Genomic DNA, 20895 nt, shown 5'->3' with positions numbered 1-20895 from the left:
AACCTCACCAAAGATATGCACACTAATTTTATTCAATTATACAATTAACTGATATTTATAAATAAAATTATATAACTAACCCAAAAAATAATAGCCAAACGAATGTTTAGACCACGAATAAATCAATTCATTAAATACATGCTTTTGACTAATACACAAACAACAAAGTGATAACAATTTGCTCTATTGGCGTCTCACGATGCATCGCTTTTAACCGTCTTGTTCACCACGCCCCTAAAAGAAGCATCGGTTAAATATTCTTTTTTTACGCATAAAAAAGCCAGACAAGACGTCTGGCTAATAAGGTACGGCAGGAAGATAAGACGCTAACGTTTTTGTCGCTGCGCTAGCATCGGCATTAAGTGGCGATCGCCTGTAGCTAACAGCGCCTGGCCGAGGCTCTCTCGCCATTGCGGCCAAACACGGTAGATGTAAGGATCGTGCCCTTCGCCAGGATTAAAGCCCCCCACAAACGTATCGCGTATCGCTTTTAGGGCTTTGTCTTGGCCGGTTTCACTGTTATCAAAGCCTTTTTTGCCATCTCGGGCTTTTATCCCCGCTCCGACTGAGCTTGGCAGATAGGTAAGCGGCTGGTTGAGGCCATGTTGATAGTCTTCAACCAAAGCTTGTAAGTGTGCAAGCGCGTCATCTTTGCTGAGTGGGGAAAACTCGATGGTTTCTTTCACCCCCACCAATGTACTCGGCACGGCTTCGCCCATCGCGCATTGACATAAATGATCGATCCATACCGCAAGCTGATGACGCACGGTCAGATCACCGCAATGAAAGCGGACCAAGCTGTCTTGATAACGCCGGTTGAGCCAACCTTGCAATTGCACTTCACCCAACGCAGTGGGAAGGGTCAGATTAAGCTCAAGATCAGGGCGCGGCGCGGCGAGTAAAGGCGTTAAACGTTGGTACATATCACGGATCACCGTGACTTGCGAATCCAAGGTCAGTTCGCCAAAGTACGCCAAAGGCAACTTGCCCTGCCCACGCTGTCGAGCCATAAAATCCTGCACACTTTGGGGACTGTCATCGGTTTCAATAAAGTGAGCTAACAGCTGATCGCGTAGCTGAAACCGGTGCAAGGTATCTAAACTAAAGGGTTCAAATTCTTCTAACGGCGCTTCTAACTGCTCAAAGAAGACTTTCAAGCGGCGTTGGAAAAAATAGCGCACGGGCAACCGCCAAAAGCGCTGCAATTCAGCCAACTCAATCACAGGATCCTTGTGGCTGTCCGGATCAGGGCTTAACGCATCACCAATAAATGCCGGCAGTTGCGTCCCTTGTCCTTGAGCAGCTGGTAGCCACTCTTGTGCATAACTTCCAGCACCGGAAAAGGCATCAGAGCTAAAGGGCGTTAGCGGATGGAACTGGATAAGTTTTTCTTCCAACTGCTGGCGTGACTGCGCTTCGGGTAAGTCGCGGTCACCGGCCAAACAGTAGCCTTGGGTGCAATACTCAAGCAACTCGGTGACCAGTACTGATGGGACTTTTAAGCTGTTGTCTTGCACTGAGCGACCGACATAACTGATATACAAACGCTGCTGTGCTGACTGCAACGCTTCTAAAAACAGGTATCGATCATCGTCGCGGCGCGAGCGATCTCCCGCCCGCGTGCGTCCCACCATCAAATCAAAGCCGACACTGGGCACTGTGCGCGGGTACACGCCATCATTCATCCCAAGCAGACACACCACATCAAAGGGAATGGAGCGCATCGGCATCAAGGTACAAAAGTTGACCTGGCCGGCCAAAAAGCGCTGGCTGACTCGCTCGTTATTGAGGCGACCATTAAAGTAATCGCGCACCACGGGCAACGTCAACGTATGGGTAAAGGCGGCATCGCTGAGCTGCGTTAGCCAACTGTCTAACTGAGTACGGATCAATTTGACTGCTAACTCTTCATCCCCTTCAATGGCGAAGCAGTCATCCAGCATTTGGGTCAATCGCGCCACCCACGCCTTGCCATCGCATTCAATCGCCAACTGCTGCTGGTAGTGAATCAAGGTGTCGATAAACAATCCTAAACGCCCCGCCAGCTCCGCATTAAGTCCTTGGACTTCATCATAAGGGACGGTGTCTGCAAACAAGCCGGCCTCACTCGGCATCGCGTAGCCAAGTAACATACGTTTCAGGCCAAATAGCCACGTATTCTGATACTGCTCGGGCAAGGCAAATTGGCTCGCGGTATGGGTATCAAGCCCCCAGCGAATGCCGGTTTCTTCCACCCACTGCTTAATCTGATCAAACTGTTGGCTGTCGATGGCAAAACGGCGCGACACCGCCGGCACCTCAAGAATTTCCAATAGCTCCGCCGCACTGCATCGACTATCAGGCAGGGTGAGCAGACGCAAAAAGGCGGCTAACACCGGGCTTTCTTGATCGGCACTGCGATCTGAGATGGAAAACGGAATAAAACGCTCACTCGGTGCATTACCAAACACCGCTTGAATGGCGGGGCTGTAGGCATTGATATCCGCCACCATCACAATCACATCGCGGGGGCTCAGTGATGGGTTGGCCTCAAACATCGCCAGTAGCTGATCGTGCAGCACTTCGACTTCGCGCATCGGGCTGTGACAGGCATGAATTGCGATCGAAGCATCATCTAGCTCGATTTCTGTTTTCGCCGCACTGGTTTCAGTCTGCTTGGGATCGCCCGGCTCATTCAAATCCAAAATATCGGCTTGGATGTGATGCAGCAGATTATCGCGAGTGACCTCAACAAAGCCGCTATCAATCTCATTACAAGCCATTTCCGAGAGCAGCAGTAAGTTATCGCGTCCCAGTTTTCCCATCGACGCCAGCAAGCTATTCCCTACTTCACCGTGCTCAGGCTCATCAAGCCCCAGTGCCAATTGGCTCTCGGCGGGGATGTCTTCAATTCGGCTGATCTTATCCCGCGCCAATGCGGCACGTTTAGCCAGATAGCGCTTGTCGCGAATATCGCCCCAATAATAACGGCATGGATTGGTGAACATAAAATGCACCTCCACATGCTCGCCCAGTGCTTGCAACGCATCCAGATAGCGTGGTGGGAGCGCGGAGATGCCAAACACGAAGACCCGCTCAATATCAGCCAGTCCCTCAGGTTTGTGCTGATGACTGGTTAAGGTATCGATAAACTCTTGATACAGGTTGGCGCGATGATAAGGCGATTGACCCAACGCCAAGGTGTGATCGTATAAGCGGCGCCACAGTTTTTGCTGCCAAGGCTGCACATCGTCAAGCTCGGGTACCGGTTGTTCTTGCTCCCATGCCAGCACCCACTCGGGGCGATAGACCAAATACTGGTCGAAAATATCGGCCACTTTTTCGGCCAGCTGGTAAGCACGCTGCTGATCCTGGCTATCTTCCAAATACGCGGCTAAATCAGCGAACTCTGGCGCATCCAGACAGCTGGGTAAGATATCCATCAGCTTCCATGTCATCGCCTCTTTATTGAAATCACTGCGCTCAGGCACGCCATCCAACACCCGCACAAACAGCTGCCAGATAAAGGTAGCGGGAAGCGGGAATTCGACGTTAGCGACAATCTGCTGCTCATTGGCGAGTGCCATTTTTAACCACTGCGCCATGCCGGGGCTTTGCACCAGAATAAGTTCTTTTTGAAAAGGGTCAGACAGCGGTCGCTGTTGGATCAGGGAGACCAACAAGGATTTCAACAGATCGAGCTGATTAGAGTGATAAACAGTAAACACAAGGCGCTCACATGGGAAAGATAACTGGCATCGATTGTGGCCGATTGCCGTACTAAGCGCAAACCGCCATCGATACGCCGCGACCTCGCACACGGCTTGCTAACCGTGTGATGGCACAGCAAATCGCTACGCGATTAAACGCGATTGTCACCCACACTGAATGCGATCAGCTGGCTGATATGGTTCAGTGAACGGCCTGACTCTTGTTGCCACTCATTAAATGCCTGTTGCGCCGCTTGCATCGCCCGCTTGGTCTCTCGGCCGCTATCAACGATTTTAGTCGCACGCAGGTAGTGCTCGATATCGCGGGTGAACAAGAAGGTGTCCTTGCCCATTCGGCGCAAGGTATAAGCACCCGTATTACCACCTAAACGCTTACCGTGCTTTTTTAAATACTGCCATAAACCGACAATATCTTCGCTGGGCCAATCGGCGACAAACTGGCTAAAACTGCCGTGCGATTGCTGCACGCGGTGGATCATTTCCGCGTTGTGCGGAATGGTCATCACCTTGGTAAGGTGACGAATAATCGCTGGGTTGGTGGCTTTTTCTTCCCACATTTCCGGCGGCATCAGCAGCATTTTCTCAATATCAAAGCCCCAGAACACCTCTTCAAATCCGGGCCATTTTTTACGCACTACCTGCCAACTAATGCCCGATTGAAACACCTTCTGGCTAAACGCCGCGAGCCAGCGATCATCTGGTATCTCACACAAGGCATCATATACAAGCGGTGCCACCAGCATATGCTCTAACGCACGTTGACCGCCTTTGCGTTCGGCGGCACGTTGATAAATAGTGCTAAATTTTTCTCTCATGTCACAATCATGGCAGGGTCAGTAGACAATGGCCCTTATCGTACTGTATAAAAAGACAGTAAATCAACGAAGAGAGGGTGATTATGGCCGTTATCGTCAAGTACGTGGTCGAACGCGAAGGAGAAGAAAAGATGACATTTACCTCCAAAGCCGAAGCCGATGCCTACGACAAAATGTTGGACATGGCAGACGCCTTGTTCGATCTGATTGAAGAGAGCAAACTGGTAGACGACGAAGAAAAGCGTGAAGCCTTGTCGCTATACCTAGCTGAACATAAAGACTCTGTCCTCGAAGCGCTGGGCGCCAAGCGCAAGGCGGCAAAGAAAAAGCCGGCTAAAAGCGAGACCAAAGCGGACACAAATAGCGACGACAAAGACGCCGACGCTGCCTAATGTTGTGATTGCTGACCCTTTTAGGATCCGCGAAAGAGCAAGCCCAGTGGCTTGCTTTTTTTATGCCCGCCCCTTTCACCACCTATGCATTAAGGCGCATCGCTGCCCCGACCTGTGCGGTTTTTTCGTCAGCCGCCGTTTGATCGCTTCCAACCACTGCCGCTTGTCTTTAAGATGAAGCGTTAGATGTTTTAAGCCCAAATACACACAAGGAGATCTTCCCCGATGGCAAGCTTTGCTCTGGCGCTAGGTACAGCGACCAAAAACCAGGACGGTAAAATCATTGAGGTCTACTTCCCGGCACCACTACTCAACCCGAGCGATGAGCTGGTTAACGCACTTAGCGCCCTCACCGACTATACGTCGGGTAACCAAGTGATCGAGGTGGCGCCTGAAACATGCGGTGCGATCAGCGAAGCCTTCTCAGCGGCTGACGCCTCTCAAGCGGCAACCTTTGCCAATAAAGCGCAACAAACCACACAACCCTTGGTACTGGTGATCCTCGAAAATGACATCAAGCCAGCGTCAGTGGCGGAAGGCTTCCTCAAGCTTCAACTGATCTCACACCGCTTAGTGAAACCACACGGTGTGGTGCTTGACGGACTCTTTGGTCTGCTACACAACATTGCTTGGACCAACCAAGGCCCGATTGACTTGCCGGAACTGCCTGAACGTCAAATGGAAGCTCGCCTGAAGGGCGAAACATTGACCGTTGAGTGCGTGGATAAATTCCCGAAAATGACCGATTACGTGGTGCCTGCTGGCGTGCGTATTGCAGATACCGCCCGAGTGCGTTTAGGTGCCCATGTGGGCGAAGGTACGACAGTGATGCACGAAGGCTTTATCAACTTTAATGCCGGTACTGAAGGTGTCAGCATGGTTGAGGGCCGTATCTCTGCAGGAGTCATGGTCGGCAACGGCAGTGATATTGGTGGCGGCGCATCAATCATGGGAACCTTGAGCGGCGGCGGCCAGATTGTCGTTTCGATTGGCGAAAACTCACTACTCGGTGCCAACGCCGGCCTTGGCTTCCCATTGGGCGATCGTTGCACCATCGAGTCAGGCCTGTATGTCACCGCAGGTACCAAAGTCACCATGCTCGACGCCGACGGGAATGCGGTCGAAAGCGTTAAAGCACGTGACTTGGCGGGCAAAGCCGATCTCCTGTTCCGTCGTAATTCAAAAACAGGTGCCGTTGAGTGTTTGACCAACAAGAGTGCGGTTGAGCTCAACCACGAGCTACACGCGAATAACTAATGCTTTGATTGTTTATCAGCGCATTATCAGGCGGCCATCATGGTCGCCTTTTTTATGCCCAGTTTGCTTGAGCCACTCTCGTTTCACCGCAGAGCACCAAAAAGTACAAGCTGATTTGTGGCACATTTTTAACCACAACGAAAAGTAGAAAAACAAATAGGCGCGACGCGGCCCTGACTGGCGGGTAAATCAGCATTCGTGACCTCTCTCAAGGTAGCATTTTTGTCTTTAAGTTCAAGGGATTTCATGCTTAACAAATGTCAGGATCCGTGAAGGCTCACAGTTCAACTTTTCGTTTTTTCTCCCCCCTTTAAACTTGAGCCAAGTCACGTTATCAAAGGAGGAAAGCGGTAATCTGAATATGAACCTAATACAGGGGAACAAAGAGGAACGAGTATGAGAGTGGAAATTGCAGGCAAAAACATCGAAATCACTCCCGCCATCCGTGAGCGCATCGAAAGCCGCTTTGATAAGTTGGCCAAGTGGCAGGTGGCACTCATCAATCCTCATGCTGTGATCAGTAAGGAGCCAAACCATCAGTTCAAAGTAGAAGCCAAAGCAGGGTTGCCAGGATCAACCATCGTGGCCTCTGCAGAAAGCGATGACATGTATAAAGCGATCAACGAGGTGGGCCAGAAGCTAGAGAAGCAATTAAATAAGGTCCAACACAAAGGCGAAGCGCGCCGCAACGACAAATCAACGGCAACGGTTGCAATGGAAGAAAACGCAGCCGACGAGGAAATCTAATCCGCATTGCATTACCTCACCCGCTAAACATGTCAGCCCCGCCCCCGCGGGGCTTTTTGGTGCTTGACAGCATCCCCCGCTGTCAATATGGTTAATTGACACGCAAACATAACAACCAAGGCCCTATGCTGATTATTGCTCGTTTCTTTCGCTTCTTTTTTATCTCGCCTGTGCGGGAGGAAGCGTGCTAAGCCTTAACAGCATGGCGCTCTAACCTCCCAACCGGGAGGTTTTTTTGTATTAGAACAAGGATAATGTATGCCAGACACGCCACTTTCACTGGACGAGATCCGTACTCGGATCAGCCAGTTAGACCACGAATTGCTGACTTTACTGGCCGAGCGGCGCCGCCTCAGCGTGGATGTCGCGAAAAACAAAATCGCAATTCAAAAACCGATTCGCGATCAAGCGCGAGAACAAGACTTATTGGAAAAATTGGTCAGTGATGGCAGCTCTCACCAACTGGATGCCCATTATGTGCTGAGTATTTTCCACACCATTATTGAAGACTCGGTGCTGATCCAGCAGCGTTATCTGCAAGCGCTGGCCAACCCCGACAATCAACGTCCGGTAGCTCGGGTTTCCTTTTTAGGCAGCCAAGGTTCGTACTCTTATCTCGCCGCGCGCCAGTACTTTAGCCGCAAGCAGACCGAATTGGTGGAAATGGCTTGTGACAGCTTTAAACAAGTGGTCGAAACGGTAGAAACCGGCCATGCCGACTATGGCTTATTGCCTGTCGAAAATACTAGCTCAGGGTCGATCAATGAAGTGTACGATCAGCTGCAGCACACCCGGCTATCTATCGTTGGCGAGTTAACCCTTCCCATTGCTCATTGCTTACTGACCGTTGGCGACCAAGATCCCAGCCATATTGATACCCTATACGCGCATCCCCAGCCTCATCAGCAATGCAGCGAATATGTCGATACTTTAGGAAAAATTAAGAAAGTGTACTGTTCAAGCACCGCTGACGCGATGCAACAAGTGGCAGATTTAAACCAACCTAATGTGGCTGCCATCGGCCATGCCGCCAGTGGTGAGTTGTATGGCCTCACGGCAATCAAAACAGACATAGCGAATCAGCAGCAAAACTACACCCGCTTTATTGTGGTGGCCCGTAAGCCGGTGAAAGTGTCCAAACTTACGCCTGCCAAAACCACGTTCATTATGTCGACGTCGCAGCAAGCAGGGTCTTTGGTGGAGTGTTTGATGGTATTGCGAGAGCGCGGCATCAATATGACCAAGCTGGAATCTCGGCCCGTGCTCGGCAACCCATGGGAAGAGATGTTTTATGTCGATGTTGAAGCCAATATGGCCAGTGATGTGATGCAAAGTGCACTGGACGAGCTCACCACCCTGACCCGTTATCTAAAAGTGCTTGGTTGCTATCCGTCAGAAACCATTTCTCCCACCGAGGTATCGCTGCCGGACAGCAACGAATAATCATAAGTTACCGATAAAAAAAGCCTACGATGTGGGCTTTAATTATTAATACCAATGTCCATATGGAATATCTCTGGCGTCCTTAGGCAGTTTTCTTAACGTGTATTCATCCTTCAAGTATAATTTTTCAAAATTATTTCTTCTAGCTCCAGCTGGGGGCATATCTCTTAGTATTTTAACAATTGATTGTATTTCCTTAGACTCAAATCGATACCCGCGCGATAAAGCATCATGTAGTATGGGAATTAAAGCATTATATTTTTCATTTGCATCTTTTTTGTCTTCTAGTAGTCCATACATCATTTCCAAAGGTGTAGCCAAAGGAGATGCTTTAGATATAGAGCCTAAAAGTGACTTAGGGTTCATACTCATTTTATAATGACCTTTGCTATCGCAGCATTAACGCCAACCTCAATTAAAAACAGAGAATAATGACTAGAACTAAAGCTCTGATCCCAATATCTTAATATGGGATATAAATAGTCAGCAATAGTTATTGCAACATATGAAAAAGCGATAATTTTACACTCTAAATCGCCAAAAATGTCTACATTTCTATACTTTGAATATAATGCGATAATGACAAAAAACATCACAACAGGTGATATGAAATTAATAGCGTGCTCTACATAGTCTCCAACTGTAGACATTGAAAATAACAACGAAGAGCTGAACACTATATAGATGAAAGCCACTAATGGAAAATATCTACTCTGCATAAAATTCTTATTTAAATTAATATTTAGCTAGAAGAACAATAAAACCCGAAAAACAATACCAATATATAAATAAAAAATCGATTAAAAAATCACTAGTCATTGGAGGTATGATTTTTTTTAGGACCAAGATCTCACTCTAGTTGTCTCATTATTTTTATTCCATTTCTACCTATGACAGATAAGGTATTTCTACGCTATCAAAAAACCAGCCAAGTGGCTGGTTTGGGTATAGATTTATCATCTATTGTCGGAGTGGTTTACATAAACTAGGTCGCGGTGCGGTGGGTGGCGTCGTTGGCTTGTCGCAACAGGCCTTGGCTTTCTTGTAAAAAGCGCGGCGCGTAATCGCCAAACCAGTTTTCGACTTGGGCAAACGCATCGACAAAGGTGGCTTTGTCGTGCTGTTCAAGCAAATCAATCGCTTCCCCAAAGCGCTGGTAAAAGCGCTTAATCATCGCCAAGTTTTGCGGTGAGGACATAATAATATCCGCATACAAGCTTGCATCTTGGGCAAACAGACGCCCCACCATGGCAAGCTCCAAGCGATAAATCGGTGAGCTCAACGCTGTCAGCTGGTCCAAGTTGGGGTTTTCTTCTGCCAGATGGACCCCGTAAACAAACGATGTAAAGTGACGTAGCGCTTGGATCAGCGTCATGCCCTCATCATGCTCAACAGCACTGATCCTGTGTAGTCCCGCCCCCCAAATACGAAATTGCTCGAGCAGCCATTGGTAGGCTTCTGGCTCGCGGCCATCGCAGTAAACAATGACCTGCTTAGCCAGGCTAGCCACATCAGGACCAAACATGGGGTGCAGCCCCACAACGGGGCCTTGATGCGCCGTTAACATGGCTTGTAGCGGGCCAGATTTAACGGAGGTAAGGTCTGCCAAGATACAGTCTTTCGGAAGCTGCTGGAGGGCGCTAATCACGGTTTCGGTGACATCAATCGGCACAGAGACCACCACCATGCCGGCATCTGCGAGCAGTGCCTCTGCGTTGTCCCAATCGTTTTTCTCCAACACAGACACTTGATAGCCCGATAAGCGGAATAAGCGTGCGAATAAGCGACCTAACTGCCCTTCTCCGCCAATCACCACGATGCGGCGCAAATCCGGATTTAGGCATTTAAACCCTGAGTCGTTTTCGCTGCTGTACGACTCGCGCATTGTGCGTCGCAGCACATCTTCAATCAAATCGGGCGGCACCCCTTGCGCTTCGGCCTCTGCTCGTCGAGACGCTAACATGGCCGCTTCACGGTCAGGCGCATAAATGGGCAAGCCATGCTGACTTTTTACCTCTCCCACTTCCGCAACCAGTGCCAGTCGTTTGGCGAGTAGAGTTACCATTTGTTTGTCGACATCATCGATTTGATCGCGCAGTCGGCTTAGTTCCGCCACCATGATTTAGTCCTGTTGAATCCGTTGTTGTAGAGAAGTTGCCAACGCTTGGTGCGTATGACGCAGCAATTGTTCGGTAGACGCCCAATCAATGCAAGCATCAGTGATCGAGACGCCGTACGCCATCTCTTCTTTGGGCAGATCCGCCGATTGATTCCCCGCATGGATATGGCTTTCTAGCATCAGACCGATAATAGACCGGTTGCCCTGATTGATCTGGTGGATCACATCTTCAGCGACCAAGGTTTGGCGACGGTAATCTTTGCGAGAGTTCGCATGGCTACAATCGACCATCAGCGATGGCGTCAGGTTAGCATCGCGCAGTTGCTGCTCACACTCGGCCACAGAGACTGAATCATAGTTGGTTTGCTTGCCGCCACGTAAAATCACATGGCCATTGGGGTTACCTTGTGTGGTCAATAATGCCACTTGGCCGGCTTGGTTAATCCCCATAAAACGGTGCCCTGAAGCAGCCGCTTTCATCGCATTGGTGGCGGTGGCCAGATTGCCATCCGTACCATTTTTAAAGCCAATCGGCATAGACAGGCCACTCGCCATTTCACGATGGGTTTGTGACTCGGTGGTACGAGCACCGATGGCTGCCCAACTAAACAAATCGCCAATGTATTGTGGACTGATGGGGTCGAGCGCTTCGGTGGCCAGCGGCAATCCCATTTCAGCAAGCTCAGTGAGCAGACTGCGTGCTTGCTTTAAGCCAAACTCAACATCAAAGCTGCCATCCAAGTGTGGATCATTGATAAGCCCTTTCCAGCCCACTGTGGTACGTGGTTTTTCAAAGTAAACCCGCATCACAATAAACAAGTGGTCGCTCAGCTCATCCGATAGGGCTTTCAAACGGCGGGCATAGTCTTTCGCCGCGTCGACATCATGAATGGAGCAAGGACCACAGACCACGAGCAGGCGGTGATCACGCTTGTTGATAATATCTGCCACGGTTTGGCGGGCCTGACTAATCGCCGCTCGGGTGCTTTTGGCGATAGGAAATTGATCGCGAAGTTGCTCTGGTGTGAGTAGCACTTGTTCATCGCGAATGTTGATATTGGTTACCGAATCTTGCTGCATGACCTTGCCCTAAAATATGTTCACTATGTTTTACATAGACAATACCAGCCCATATTTTAAAAGCAATAGTAACTGTATCATTTAAATTACGGTGTAATTTTTAATTTACACTCGCATTTTTAATTAGAGTCTTTTATCACCAACAGTTACTATAACGGGGAACTCTAGTTACCCCTTTTTATTGTTATGGCGTTAGTGCTTTCATTGCTGCAGCAGATGAGCGTGTATCTTGTGATCGCGTATTTGCTGAGCAAAACTCCTGTGTTTATGCCGCTGCTCAGTATTTCTGGGCGGCTATCGCACAAGTGTGTCTGCTATGTGCTTTTTTCCGGCTTTTGTATTCTCGGCACCTATTTTGGGTTGCACATCCAAGACGCAATCGCGAATACCCGCGCTATCGGTGCCGTGCTTGGCGGTCTGCTTGGCGGCCCTGTAGTGGGTTTTTTGGTCGGCTTAACGGGCGGACTACATCGCTATAGTTTAGGAGGGTTTACAGATTTAGCCTGCGCGATCTCGACCACAGCAGAAGGCGTGATTGGCGGCTTAATGCACCGCTACTTGGTCTCTAGCAACCAAACCAGCCGTTTGTTTTCCCCTACCGTGGTCCTAAGCGTGACGTTCGTAGCAGAGCTGGTACAAATGGCCATCATTCTCGCCGTCGCCGAACCCTTTAGTCGTGCTTATGAGCTCGTCAGCGCAATTGCTGCGCCCATGGTGATCGCTAACTCAGTCGGCGCCGCGATGTTTATGAGCATTATTGTTGATCGCAAGACGTTGTTTGAACGCTATTCCGCGGCGTTTTCTAGTAAAGCGCTTAAAATTGCTGAACGCTCGGTCGGTATTTTAAGCAGCGGGTTTAATCAACAAAGTAGTGAACAGGTCGCCGCCATTATCCAGCAAGAAACTGGCGTGGGGGCGGTGGCAATCACAGATCGCGAGAAAATCCTCGCCTTTACCGGCATTGGTGATGACCACCACTTACCCGGTACCCCAATTGCGTCCGATTATACCCGACGTGCCATTGCAGATGACCAGCTCATCTATATCGACGGCGCGGATACCCCTTATTGCTGCTCACTGTCTCCCCATTGCAAACTGGGCTCTGTGTTGGTGATCCCGCTACGCGGCGGGGATGGCTATGTGCTAGGGACGGTGAAGCTTTATGAGCCAAAACGTAAACTGTTCTCGGCGATCAATGTCACCATGGGAGAAGGGATCGCGCGTTTGCTCTCCAACCAAATCTTAACCGGCCGTTATCAGCGCCAGCAAACCTTGCTGACCCAAGCGGAGTTAAACTTGCTACGCGCCCAAGTAAACCCTCACTTTTTATTTAACGCGTTGAACACCATCAGTGCGGTGGTAAAGCGCGAGCCAGAGCGCGCCCGTCAGTTAATCCAGCACTTATCCACCTTCTTTCGTAGTAACTTAAAGCAAAACCGTGAAACCGTCTCGCTTGAGCAAGAGCTGAATCATCTTGATGCCTATCTGGAACTCGAACATGCCCGCTTTGCCGATCGAATGAGTGTTGAAAAGCAGATAGATCCGGCTATCTTGCACGCGGTGATCCCCAGTTTTACCTTACAGCCTTTGGTTGAGAACGCGGTGAAACATGGGATCAGTCAATTAATGGCCGACGGTCAAATCATCATTCGTGGTTGGCAAGAAGGCGAGTGCCTGTATTTACAAGTCGAGGACAATGCAGGTTTCTATCAACCAGCGGCACAGCATTCTGGGCTGGGATCGTATTGTTGACTTCGTATTGTTGAAAACGGATACGCGTTCGGCGGATACGGGCTAAAAATGACATGCCAGCATGATCACTGGACACGTGCCACCGTGACCTTGCCATTAACCGATACTGCCCCAAACAAGGAGACCATGGCATGATTCGAGCGTTAATCGTGGATGACGAATTGTATGCACGTGAGGCCTTGGAAGATGAGCTGCTAGGATTAGGCGGTGTAACCATCATTGGTCAATGCAATAACGCCATTGATGCACTGAAAACCATTAATCACGCCCGCCCCGATGTGGTGTTTTTAGATATTCAAATGCCTCGCGTCACCGGCCTTGAGCTACTCGCGATGCTTGACCCCGAGACCATGCCCAAAGTGGTGTTTGTCACCGCCTATGATGAGTTTGCCGTACAAGCCTTTGAGGACAACGCATTTGATTATTTGCTCAAGCCCATCGAAACCGCGCGCTTAAAAAAGTCGCTCGACAAACTGTCGCGTGAGTTAAATCGACCAGAGGACTATCAGGCGATCACGCCCGCACTGGAGCTGCTCCCTTGTGCGGGCCATAACCGGATTACCTTAGTGCCTCACCAAGACGTCGAAGTGGCACGCACCTCAGTGACTGGCGTGACACTACTCACCGCCAATGGAGAATCCGTCACCCATTTAAGCTTGAAAGTCTTGGAAGACAAAACGCCCTTAATGCGCTGCCACCGACAATTTTTGGTGCACCCTGCCGCTATTCGGGAGATCCGGCTGTTAGATAATGGGCTCGCGGAGGTGGTGACCGCCTCCGCTCATTCGGTACCGGTAAGCCGACGTTATCTTAAGGCACTGAAAGATAAACTTGGTCTTACCCATAATTGATGTCGGCACCGGTTTTAGCGCTAGTAAAACTGGCTATTCGCTTGGCTTTGGTAATCGTTATAGCCACGTTGCCACTCCATACGAAAACGCTGTGAACCGGGTCGGCTTTCGCACACGCCCATATAGGGGTTGCCATCCAACCCGAGTTGATACGCATGTGCAGGATTGCAGTATGCGTCAATGCCATGAATATAGCCTTGCTCGTAGTCGAGGTAATTGGCGGTCATACGGTCGCCCGCTTTGTTCGCCAGTGTGCGTAAGTCGTTTAAGGTTCGCTGTGGTAGCCCGCGCTGGCCATCTTGCTCACCCAGTCCATACCAGTTTTGCTCATCCACTAACGCTTGTGTAGTCGACGCTGCACACCCCGCCATCAGCACAATAGTCAGTAACGAAAAAAGCGCGTGTTTCATGCCACCATCCTTTTGATCAAAAAAGCCCCAGCGAGTGCTGAGGCTTTGATCTTAGCGCATTTTATGCGTTATTGCTGTAATACCAATTGGTTAGAATGGCATCATTGCTCGTCAGCAATCAGCTGGGGGTTCGGCTTATAGACCACAAGGAACGCAATACTCGCCACCACCGTTGTTACCAAGCCAATGATGGTTGCTGTGTTCATCGGTAAGCCAAAGCCGATGTCGGCGTTAGCTAAGTAGGTCACGGTGACTGCAGTCATAAACATCGCCGGAATGGTGCAGACCCAGTGCAGCTTATCACGCTTAATTAGGTAGGCTGCCGCGGCCCACAACATGATCATCGCCGTGGTTTGGTTCGCCCAACCAAAGTAGCGCCAAATCACGCCAAACTCGGCCTTAGTGATCAAGTAACCCACCACAAACATAGGAATCGCAATCAGGAGACGTTTCATCAATGGCTTTTGCTGAATATTCAAAAAGTCAGCAATGATCAAACGCGCAGAACGGAACGCGGTATCCCCTGAGGTGATAGGCAATACAATCACACCTAATACCGCCATAATGCCCCCGACGGTGCCCAAGAGCGAGGTAGAGACCTCATGCACCACAGCGGCAGGACCACCATTGGCGAGCGTTTGATTCAACGCATCCGTGGATTCGTAAAAGCTTAATCCTAAGCTACACCAGATAAGCGCAATCACACCTTCACCAATCATGGCGCCATAAAAGATAAAGCGACCCGACTTTTCATTCTGCATGCAGCGCGCCATCAATGGCGACTGGGTGGCATGGAAACCTGACACCGCCCCACAGGCAATAGTGATAAAGAGCAGTGGCCACAATGGCAGATCGGTGGGATGGAAGTTAGTGGCAAAATCGAGCCCTTGGCTGTAGAAGCTGTGATCGCTCACGGCCAAGCCAATCATCAAGCCGACCGACATAAAGACCAACAAGGCACCAAAAAACGGATAAAAGCGACCAATAATTTTATCGATCGGTACCACAGTCGCGAGGATATAGTAAGCAAAAATGATCGCCACCCATACCGGTACACTCATCGCCGATAAGCTACCTAGCAGCTTGGCAGGGCCCAAGACAAAGACCACGCCCACCAGCATCAAGAGTAACACCGCAAAGAAGTTCATAAAATGTTTCGCGAAGTTACCTAAGTGCTCGCCGACTACCGCAGGAACCGATGCACCTTTTGCTCGGACACTCAGCATTCCCGAGAAATAGTCATGAACCGCACCGGCAAATATACAGCCAAACACAATCCATAACATGGCCACCGGTCCATACAAGGCACCGAGGATTGGACCAAAAATCGGCCCGAGACCTGCAATGTTAAGCAGTTGAATAAGATAAACTTTTTTATCAGATAGCGGGACGTAATCCACACCATCATTCATGCTCATGGCGGGTGTCGCTTGTTCGGGCTTAGGACCGAACACCTTGGTAATAAAGGTGCCATAAGTGAAGTAGCCGGCGATCAAAGCCACTACGCAGAGTAGAAACCAGGACATTCTCGTTCTCCGTCTCGATACGCAGCGATGCTGCTAATCAGTGAGTAAGGTACAGATGCCATTTTGCCCTATTGTTTGTCTATGTCTTGCGCTCTTTCAGTGAGTGGCAACATAGCAAGTTAAATGGTCGTGACGGGCATTAAGTGGTTTCGTGACCTGACTGTAAGAGAACAATAAAAAAGCCCGTCCATTGGGACGGGCTTTCTGAGCAATAAACGCCGGAGCGATTACTTCTTGTTAAGACGCTCTTTGATTCGAGCTGACTTACCAGAACGCTCACGCAGGTAGTACAGTTTGGCACGACGTACTGCACCGCGACGTTTAACAGTAATGCTGTCGATAACTGGCGAGTGAGTTTGGAAAGTACGCTCTACACCTTCACCGCTAGACATTTTACGTACGGTGAATGCAGAGTGCAGGCCACGGTTGCGCTTAGCAATTACCACACCTTCGTATGGCTGCAGACGCTCACGGTTACCTTCTTTTACTTTAACCTGTACCAGGACAGTGTCACCTGCTTGAAACTCAGGCAGGTCTTTTTTCATTTGCTCGTCTTCGAGCTGCTTGATGATGTTACTCATTGTCTATAACCCTAGAATAAACTGAAACTCAATTTGATTCGGCACTTGCTCGATGCTCTTTAATGAACTCGGCAAGTAGTGATTCCTGTTCGTCAGTCAGAGCTAGGTTTTCCAGGAGCTCTGGTCGTCGTAGCCAAGTGCGACCTAGCGATTGCTTTAATCGCCAGCGACGAATGTCCTTGTGGTTTCCGGATTTTAGCACCTCTGGTACCGCCAACCCATCTAACAACTCAGGACGCGTGTAGTGTGGACAGTCTAACAACCCGTTGGCAAAGGAGTCTTCCTCTGCTGACGCCATGTCGCCTAAAACGCCCGGTACAAACCGAGCAACAGCGTCTACTAACGTCATCGCGGGCAGCTCGCCCCCACTGAGCACAAAATCTCCCACCGACCATTCTTCATCGACGTGAGTTTGTATAATGCGCTCGTCTACCCCTTCGTACCGGCCACAAATCAAAATAAGTTTTTCATTGCTGGCCAGTGATTCGACCCCCGCTTGGTCGAGCTTACGCCCTTGCGGAGAGAGGTAAACCACTTTCGCGTTATCGCCTGCGGCTTGTTTGGCAGCATGAATGGCATCGCGCAACGGCTGAACCATCATTAACATACCGGGGCCACCGCCGTAAGGTCGATCATCAACCGTACGATGTTTGTCTTGAGTGAAATCACGCGGATTCCACGTTTCGACGTTTAACAGCCCTTTTTTAACCGCTTGGCCCGTAACTCCAAAATCAGTGACGGCTCGGAACATTTCTGGAAAAAGGCTGATAATGCCAACCCACATATTTCCGCTCGCTTACTGTTGGAGTTTAAAAACCAGGATCCCAGTCAACTTCGATCCGTTGAGCAGTGCGATCAATCGACTTGATGACCTGCTCTTCAAGGAACGGAATTAAGCGTTCCTTTTTGCCAAAAGCATCTTTCAGGTTGGCTTTAACGACAAGTACGTCGTTCGAGCCCGTTTCAAGCATGTCTGTCACAGTACCAAGGTGATAGCCTTTCGCATTCACCACGTCCATGCCAAACAGCTCACGCCAATAAAACTCTTCATCCGATAACGCTGGCAGTGCTTCAGCACTAACGGCGATTTCGGCATTGGTCAGCATCTGCGCGTCTTCGCGCTGATCAAGCCCTTTGAGCTTGGCAACATACCCTTTGTTGTGGCGCTTCCAGTCTTCTAACTCGAAACGTTGCCACTCGCCACGCACCTGAATAAACCAAGGTGAGTAGGCAAAAATGCTCTCAGCTTCTTCAGTGTAAGAAAAAATCTTGAGCCAGCCTCGAATGCCGTATGACGAGCCAAGCTTGCCGACGACGATAGTTTCTTGCTCACTCATTTCTTCTTTTAACCCTGACACTGATTGCTTACGCTGCTTTCGCTGCGTCTTTGATCAGCTTAGCAACACGGTCAGAAACCGCAGCGCCTTCGCCAACCCAGTGGTTTACGCGATCTAGGTCAAGGCGTAGTTTCTCTTCCTGGCCTTGAGCTACAGGGTTGAAGAAACCGATTTTCTCGATGAAGCGACCGTCGCGCGCCTGGCGGCTGTCAGCTACAACGATTTGATAGAATGGGCGTTTTTTCGCGCCATGACGTGCCAAACGAATGGTTACCATATCGTCCTCATTTGCATTACTTAATAAAATTGGCCCCGTTTCGCGTAAGCAATGCGGGGCCTCGTGCCAAAATAAAGCTCGGGAATTTTACTCTTTATTGCTGTGATTGCAACTGGTTTAGCCAAATTTTCACCAGCTGTCCCAAGCCTCACAGCGAGTTGTCATGCAGGCTGACGCTTCATCCGCCTGCAAAATGGGTTAGCCCATAAAGCCACCACCAGGTCCACCCGGCGGCATCATGCCTTTCATCTGACGCATCATGTTACGCATGCCGCCTTTTTGCATTTTCTTCATCATTTTTTGCATCTGGGTAAACTGCTTGAGCAGACGGTTCACGTCTTGCACTTGGGTCCCAGAGCCGGCTGCGATACGTTTTTTGCGCGAGCCTTTGATGATCTCAGGGCGTTGACGCTCACGTGGGGTCATCGAATTGATGATAGCTTCCATTTGCACGAACATCTTATCGTCAACGTTATCTTTCACGTTGGCCGGTAAGTTCGACATGCCTGGGAGCTTATCCATCATCCCCATCATGCCGCCCATGCTTTTCATTTGCTGCAGTTGGTCACGGAAATCGCCCAGATCAAAGCCTTTCTTTTCTTTGAACTTCTTGGCCATTTTCTCGGCTTTGTCTTTATCGACATTACGCTCGAGATCTTCGATAAGTGACAGCACGTCACCCATGCCCAAGATACGGGATGCCACCCGGTCAGGATGGAAGGGCTCTAGTGCATCAGTCTTCTCACCCACACCCAAGAATTTAATCGGCTTACCGGTAATATGGCGAACCGACAACGCAGCACCACCGCGCGCATCACCATCGACTTTGGTCAATACCACACCAGTCAGTGCTAACGCATCATTAAAGGCCTTTGCGGTGTTCGCGGCGTCTTGACCGGTCATGGCGTCTACCACGAACAAGGTCTCAACTGGGTTAATCGCATGGTGGACGTCTTTGATCTCGTCCATCATAGCATCGTCAACGTGCAGACGACCGGCGGTATCGACGATCAACACGTCGTAGAATTTGAGCTTCCCTTCATCGAGCGCCGCTTTGGCGATATCTACTGGGTTCTGGTCTGCGCTCGACGGAAAGAAATCAACGCCAACTTCACTGGCCAGTGTTTCCAACTGTTTGATCGCCGCGGGGCGATACACGTCAGCCGATACCACCAGCACTTTTTTCTTATGACGCTCTTTGAGCATCTTACCCAGTTTACCCACACTGGTAGTTTTACCGGCACCTTGCAGGCCCGCCATCAGGATCACCGCGGGAGGCTGGGTGGCAAGATCAAGCTGCTCATTAGCATCGCCCATCACCGCTTCCAGCTCGGCTTGAACGATCTTGATGAATTCTTGCCCCGGGGTCAGGGTTTTCGATACCTCAATCCCCACGGCGCGCTCTTTAACGCGTTTAACAAAATCACGAACCACAGGGAGCGCGACATCGGCTTCCAGTAGCGCCATACGCACTTCGCGCAGGGTTTCCTTGATATTGTCTTCCGTTAATCGACCTCGGCCGCTGATATTTTTTAGCGTCCGGGATAAACGTTCTGATAAGTTTTCAAACATGCGTTACTCGCCCACTCGTCCTATTGGCCCATGACATTGACCGTCAGGGTGCAATCGCTGTCGCGAAATTAATTGAGATTATACCGCAATCCCCCCATCGCTTGCATGTATCGATAGCGACAGAGATTGAGGCAAGGTATACTCACACCTTCATTCTTATTGATTAACTGACTGATCGGTGACGATGGATATTCTGACAGCCTTATTGGCATCACTGCTTTATCTGGCCGCCATTTTGCAGATCATCCCCGGCTTGTCCAGCAACAATCAGATTAGTGCGAAGCCGGTCTTCTTTACTGCACTGGCTGCGCTGGCATTGCACGCATATCTGCTCAAGGATTTAATCCTTTCTGGCAGCGGGCAAAATTTAAGCATACTCAACGTCGCGTCGTTGGTAAGCTTCATCATTGCTATGATGACTACCGGCCTGATTTTCCGACTCCGTTTATGGTTTTTGCTGCCGGTTGTCTATGCCTTTGCGGGGTTAAACCTCGCCAGCGCGACCTTGCTACCCGGTGCCTTTATTACCCATCTAGAGTCACACCCTGAGGTGTTGTTGCATATCTCCTTGGCGCTGTTTGCGTACTCGACCCTGATGATTGCAACCTTGTACGCACTGCAGCTGGCTTGGCTCGACTATCAGTTAAAACATAAAAAACGTCAGGTCATCAACCATAACGTCCCACCTTTAATGATGGTGGAGCGCCAACTTTTCAACATTATTTTAGTGGGCCAGAGTTTACTGACGGTCACCTTAATTACTGGATTTGTCTTTGTCGATGATATGTTCGCGCAAGGAAAAGCGCATAAAGCCTTCCTCTCGATGGCAGCATGGGTGGTCTATGGTGTGCTACTATGGGGCCACTATCAATCTGGCTGGCGTGGACGTCGAGTGATTTGGTTTAGTATTGTAGGCGCCTTTCTACTCACATTGGCCTACTTTGGTAGCCGATTTGTTCGCGAGATCCTTATTGCGGGTTAATCGTCACCCTAGAATGCATGATGGGTGCGCTCGCTACCCAACCG

20 protein-coding genes are annotated in these 20895 nt (G+C 49.8%); 7 read left to right on the top strand and 13 right to left on the bottom strand.

Features of this window, described 5'->3' with window-relative positions; all coding sequences use genetic code 11:
- Positions 1–326 precede the first annotated feature (326 nt).
- Together recC and N7E60_RS03220 are read right to left on the bottom strand one after the other, a co-directional pair.
- Positions 327–3707, bottom strand: a complete 3381-nt coding sequence (gene recC / locus N7E60_RS03225) for an exodeoxyribonuclease V subunit gamma (RefSeq protein WP_269598116.1) — start codon at positions 3705–3707, stop codon at positions 327–329.
- Between the two features lie 134 nt (positions 3708–3841).
- Positions 3842–4525: a DNA-3-methyladenine glycosylase I gene (locus tag N7E60_RS03220; RefSeq protein ID WP_269598115.1), complete on the bottom strand. Its 684-nt coding sequence runs from the start codon at positions 4523–4525 to the stop codon at positions 3842–3844.
- Between the two features lie 83 nt (positions 4526–4608).
- On the opposite strand from N7E60_RS03220, the gene N7E60_RS03215 reads away from it, so the two are divergent.
- From N7E60_RS03215 to pheA, 4 genes are all read left to right on the top strand, one after another.
- Entirely contained in the window at positions 4609–4917 is a 309-nt protein-coding gene (locus tag N7E60_RS03215) for a YebG family protein (RefSeq protein WP_069586683.1), read from the top strand.
- A gap of 225 nt (positions 4918–5142) precedes the next feature.
- Positions 5143–6174, top strand: a complete 1032-nt coding sequence (dapD, locus tag N7E60_RS03210) for a 2,3,4,5-tetrahydropyridine-2,6-dicarboxylate N-succinyltransferase (protein ID WP_269598113.1) — start codon at positions 5143–5145, stop codon at positions 6172–6174.
- A 396-nt stretch (positions 6175–6570) separates the two neighbouring features.
- Entirely contained in the window at positions 6571–6921 is a 351-nt protein-coding gene (gene hpf / locus N7E60_RS03205) for a ribosome hibernation-promoting factor, HPF/YfiA family (RefSeq protein WP_069586681.1), read from the top strand.
- A 258-nt stretch (positions 6922–7179) separates the two neighbouring features.
- Complete coding sequence (gene pheA, locus N7E60_RS03200) at positions 7180–8364, top strand: prephenate dehydratase (RefSeq protein WP_269598111.1); 1185 nt, start codon at positions 7180–7182, stop codon at positions 8362–8364.
- 45 nt (positions 8365–8409) lie between these two features.
- Here pheA and N7E60_RS03195 read toward each other — a convergent pair whose 3' ends face one another.
- The 4 genes from N7E60_RS03195 to N7E60_RS03180 all read right to left on the bottom strand — a co-directional run bounded on the left by N7E60_RS03195 (position 8410) and on the right by N7E60_RS03180 (position 11563).
- Positions 8410–8736, bottom strand: coding sequence for a hypothetical protein (locus N7E60_RS03195; protein ID WP_131826387.1), 327 nt, complete (start codon positions 8734–8736; stop codon positions 8410–8412).
- Positions 8733–9014, bottom strand: a complete 282-nt coding sequence (locus N7E60_RS03190; protein WP_269598109.1) for a hypothetical protein — start codon at positions 9012–9014, stop codon at positions 8733–8735. The genes N7E60_RS03195 and N7E60_RS03190 overlap by 4 nt, the downstream gene beginning before the upstream one ends.
- A 335-nt stretch (positions 9015–9349) precedes the next feature.
- Positions 9350–10483: a bifunctional chorismate mutase/prephenate dehydrogenase gene (gene tyrA, locus N7E60_RS03185; protein ID WP_069586891.1), complete on the bottom strand. Its 1134-nt coding sequence runs from the start codon at positions 10481–10483 to the stop codon at positions 9350–9352.
- A 3-nt stretch (positions 10484–10486) separates the two neighbouring features.
- Positions 10487–11563, bottom strand: coding sequence for a 3-deoxy-7-phosphoheptulonate synthase (locus N7E60_RS03180; protein WP_069586890.1), 1077 nt, complete (start codon positions 11561–11563; stop codon positions 10487–10489).
- A 186-nt stretch (positions 11564–11749) separates the two neighbouring features.
- Between N7E60_RS03180 and N7E60_RS03175 the strand changes: the two genes are divergently transcribed.
- Together N7E60_RS03175 and btsR are read left to right on the top strand one after the other, a co-directional pair.
- Positions 11750–13315 (top strand): LytS/YhcK type 5TM receptor domain-containing protein, encoded by a 1566-nt coding sequence (locus tag N7E60_RS03175; protein ID WP_408642333.1) that lies wholly within the window; start codon positions 11750–11752, stop codon positions 13313–13315.
- Positions 13316–13446: 131 nt separating this feature from the next.
- Positions 13447–14166: a two-component system response regulator BtsR gene (btsR, locus tag N7E60_RS03170; protein ID WP_269598108.1), complete on the top strand. Its 720-nt coding sequence runs from the start codon at positions 13447–13449 to the stop codon at positions 14164–14166.
- A gap of 20 nt (positions 14167–14186) precedes the next feature.
- On the opposite strand, the gene N7E60_RS03165 is transcribed toward btsR, so the two are convergent.
- The 7 genes from N7E60_RS03165 to ffh all read right to left on the bottom strand — a co-directional run bounded on the left by N7E60_RS03165 (position 14187) and on the right by ffh (position 19869).
- Complete coding sequence (locus tag N7E60_RS03165) at positions 14187–14576, bottom strand: DUF2799 domain-containing protein (RefSeq protein WP_269598107.1); 390 nt, start codon at positions 14574–14576, stop codon at positions 14187–14189.
- A 101-nt stretch (positions 14577–14677) separates the two neighbouring features.
- On the bottom strand, positions 14678–16102 hold the full coding sequence (locus N7E60_RS03160) for a carbon starvation CstA family protein (protein ID WP_077457611.1): 1425 nt from the start codon (positions 16100–16102) through the stop codon (positions 14678–14680).
- Positions 16103–16329: 227 nt separating this feature from the next.
- Entirely contained in the window at positions 16330–16683 is a 354-nt protein-coding gene (gene rplS, locus N7E60_RS03155) for a 50S ribosomal protein L19 (RefSeq protein WP_069586885.1), read from the bottom strand.
- Positions 16684–16711: 28 nt separating this feature from the next.
- Positions 16712–17467 (bottom strand): tRNA (guanosine(37)-N1)-methyltransferase TrmD, encoded by a 756-nt coding sequence (trmD, locus tag N7E60_RS03150; protein WP_069586884.1) that lies wholly within the window; start codon positions 17465–17467, stop codon positions 16712–16714.
- Between the two features lie 25 nt (positions 17468–17492).
- On the bottom strand, positions 17493–18020 hold the full coding sequence (rimM, locus tag N7E60_RS03145) for a ribosome maturation factor RimM (protein WP_069586883.1): 528 nt from the start codon (positions 18018–18020) through the stop codon (positions 17493–17495).
- A 28-nt stretch (positions 18021–18048) separates the two neighbouring features.
- A complete protein-coding gene (gene rpsP / locus N7E60_RS03140) occupies positions 18049–18297 on the bottom strand; it encodes a 30S ribosomal protein S16 (RefSeq protein WP_069586882.1) in 249 nt (82 codons plus the stop codon).
- Between the two features lie 198 nt (positions 18298–18495).
- On the bottom strand, positions 18496–19869 hold the full coding sequence (ffh, locus tag N7E60_RS03135; RefSeq protein ID WP_269598105.1) for a signal recognition particle protein: 1374 nt from the start codon (positions 19867–19869) through the stop codon (positions 18496–18498).
- Between the two features lie 184 nt (positions 19870–20053).
- On the opposite strand from ffh, the gene N7E60_RS03130 reads away from it, so the two are divergent.
- The gene (locus tag N7E60_RS03130; RefSeq protein WP_069586880.1) at positions 20054–20851 is read left to right on the top strand and encodes a cytochrome C assembly family protein; all 798 of its coding nucleotides are present in this window, start codon (positions 20054–20056) and stop codon (positions 20849–20851) included.
- Positions 20852–20895: the final 44 nt, after the last annotated feature.

Source organism: Salinivibrio proteolyticus (genome assembly GCF_027286365.1).
Lineage (GTDB): Bacteria > Pseudomonadota > Gammaproteobacteria > Enterobacterales > Vibrionaceae > Salinivibrio > Salinivibrio proteolyticus.
Note: the sequence above shows the minus strand (reverse complement) of the source record. Positions and strands in the feature narration are given on the sequence as shown.

Bases quoted from the DNA above. Each gene is read 5' to 3' on its own strand.
- N7E60_RS03220 (WP_269598115.1), bottom strand. From the start codon at position 4,525: ATGAGAGAAAAATTTAGCACTATTTATCAACGTGCCGCCGAACGCAAA.
- trmD (WP_069586884.1), bottom strand. From the start codon at position 17,467: ATGTGGGTTGGCATTATCAGCCTTTTTCCAGAAATGTTCCGAGCCGTC.
- rpsP (WP_069586882.1), bottom strand. From the start codon at position 18,297: ATGGTAACCATTCGTTTGGCACGTCATGGCGCGAAAAAACGCCCATTC.
- ffh (WP_269598105.1), bottom strand. From the start codon at position 19,869: ATGTTTGAAAACTTATCAGAACGTTTATCCCGGACGCTAAAAAATATC.
- dapD (WP_269598113.1), top strand. From the start codon at position 5,143: ATGGCAAGCTTTGCTCTGGCGCTAGGTACAGCGACCAAAAACCAGGAC.
- N7E60_RS03165 (WP_269598107.1), bottom strand. From the start codon at position 14,576: ATGAAACACGCGCTTTTTTCGTTACTGACTATTGTGCTGATGGCGGGG.
- btsR (WP_269598108.1), top strand. From the start codon at position 13,447: ATGATTCGAGCGTTAATCGTGGATGACGAATTGTATGCACGTGAGGCC.
- pheA (WP_269598111.1), top strand. From the start codon at position 7,180: ATGCCAGACACGCCACTTTCACTGGACGAGATCCGTACTCGGATCAGC.
- N7E60_RS03190 (WP_269598109.1), bottom strand. From the start codon at position 9,014: ATGTCTACAGTTGGAGACTATGTAGAGCACGCTATTAATTTCATATCA.
- N7E60_RS03215 (WP_069586683.1), top strand. From the start codon at position 4,609: ATGGCCGTTATCGTCAAGTACGTGGTCGAACGCGAAGGAGAAGAAAAG.
- rimM (WP_069586883.1), bottom strand. From the start codon at position 18,020: ATGAGTGAGCAAGAAACTATCGTCGTCGGCAAGCTTGGCTCGTCATAC.
- N7E60_RS03160 (WP_077457611.1), bottom strand. From the start codon at position 16,102: ATGTCCTGGTTTCTACTCTGCGTAGTGGCTTTGATCGCCGGCTACTTC.
- N7E60_RS03130 (WP_069586880.1), top strand. From the start codon at position 20,054: ATGGATATTCTGACAGCCTTATTGGCATCACTGCTTTATCTGGCCGCC.
- hpf (WP_069586681.1), top strand. From the start codon at position 6,571: ATGAGAGTGGAAATTGCAGGCAAAAACATCGAAATCACTCCCGCCATC.
- tyrA (WP_069586891.1), bottom strand. From the start codon at position 10,483: ATGGTGGCGGAACTAAGCCGACTGCGCGATCAAATCGATGATGTCGAC.
- N7E60_RS03180 (WP_069586890.1), bottom strand. From the start codon at position 11,563: ATGCAGCAAGATTCGGTAACCAATATCAACATTCGCGATGAACAAGTG.
- N7E60_RS03195 (WP_131826387.1), bottom strand. From the start codon at position 8,736: ATGAGTATGAACCCTAAGTCACTTTTAGGCTCTATATCTAAAGCATCT.
- rplS (WP_069586885.1), bottom strand. From the start codon at position 16,683: ATGAGTAACATCATCAAGCAGCTCGAAGACGAGCAAATGAAAAAAGAC.
- N7E60_RS03175 (WP_408642333.1), top strand. From the start codon at position 11,750: ATGGCGTTAGTGCTTTCATTGCTGCAGCAGATGAGCGTGTATCTTGTG.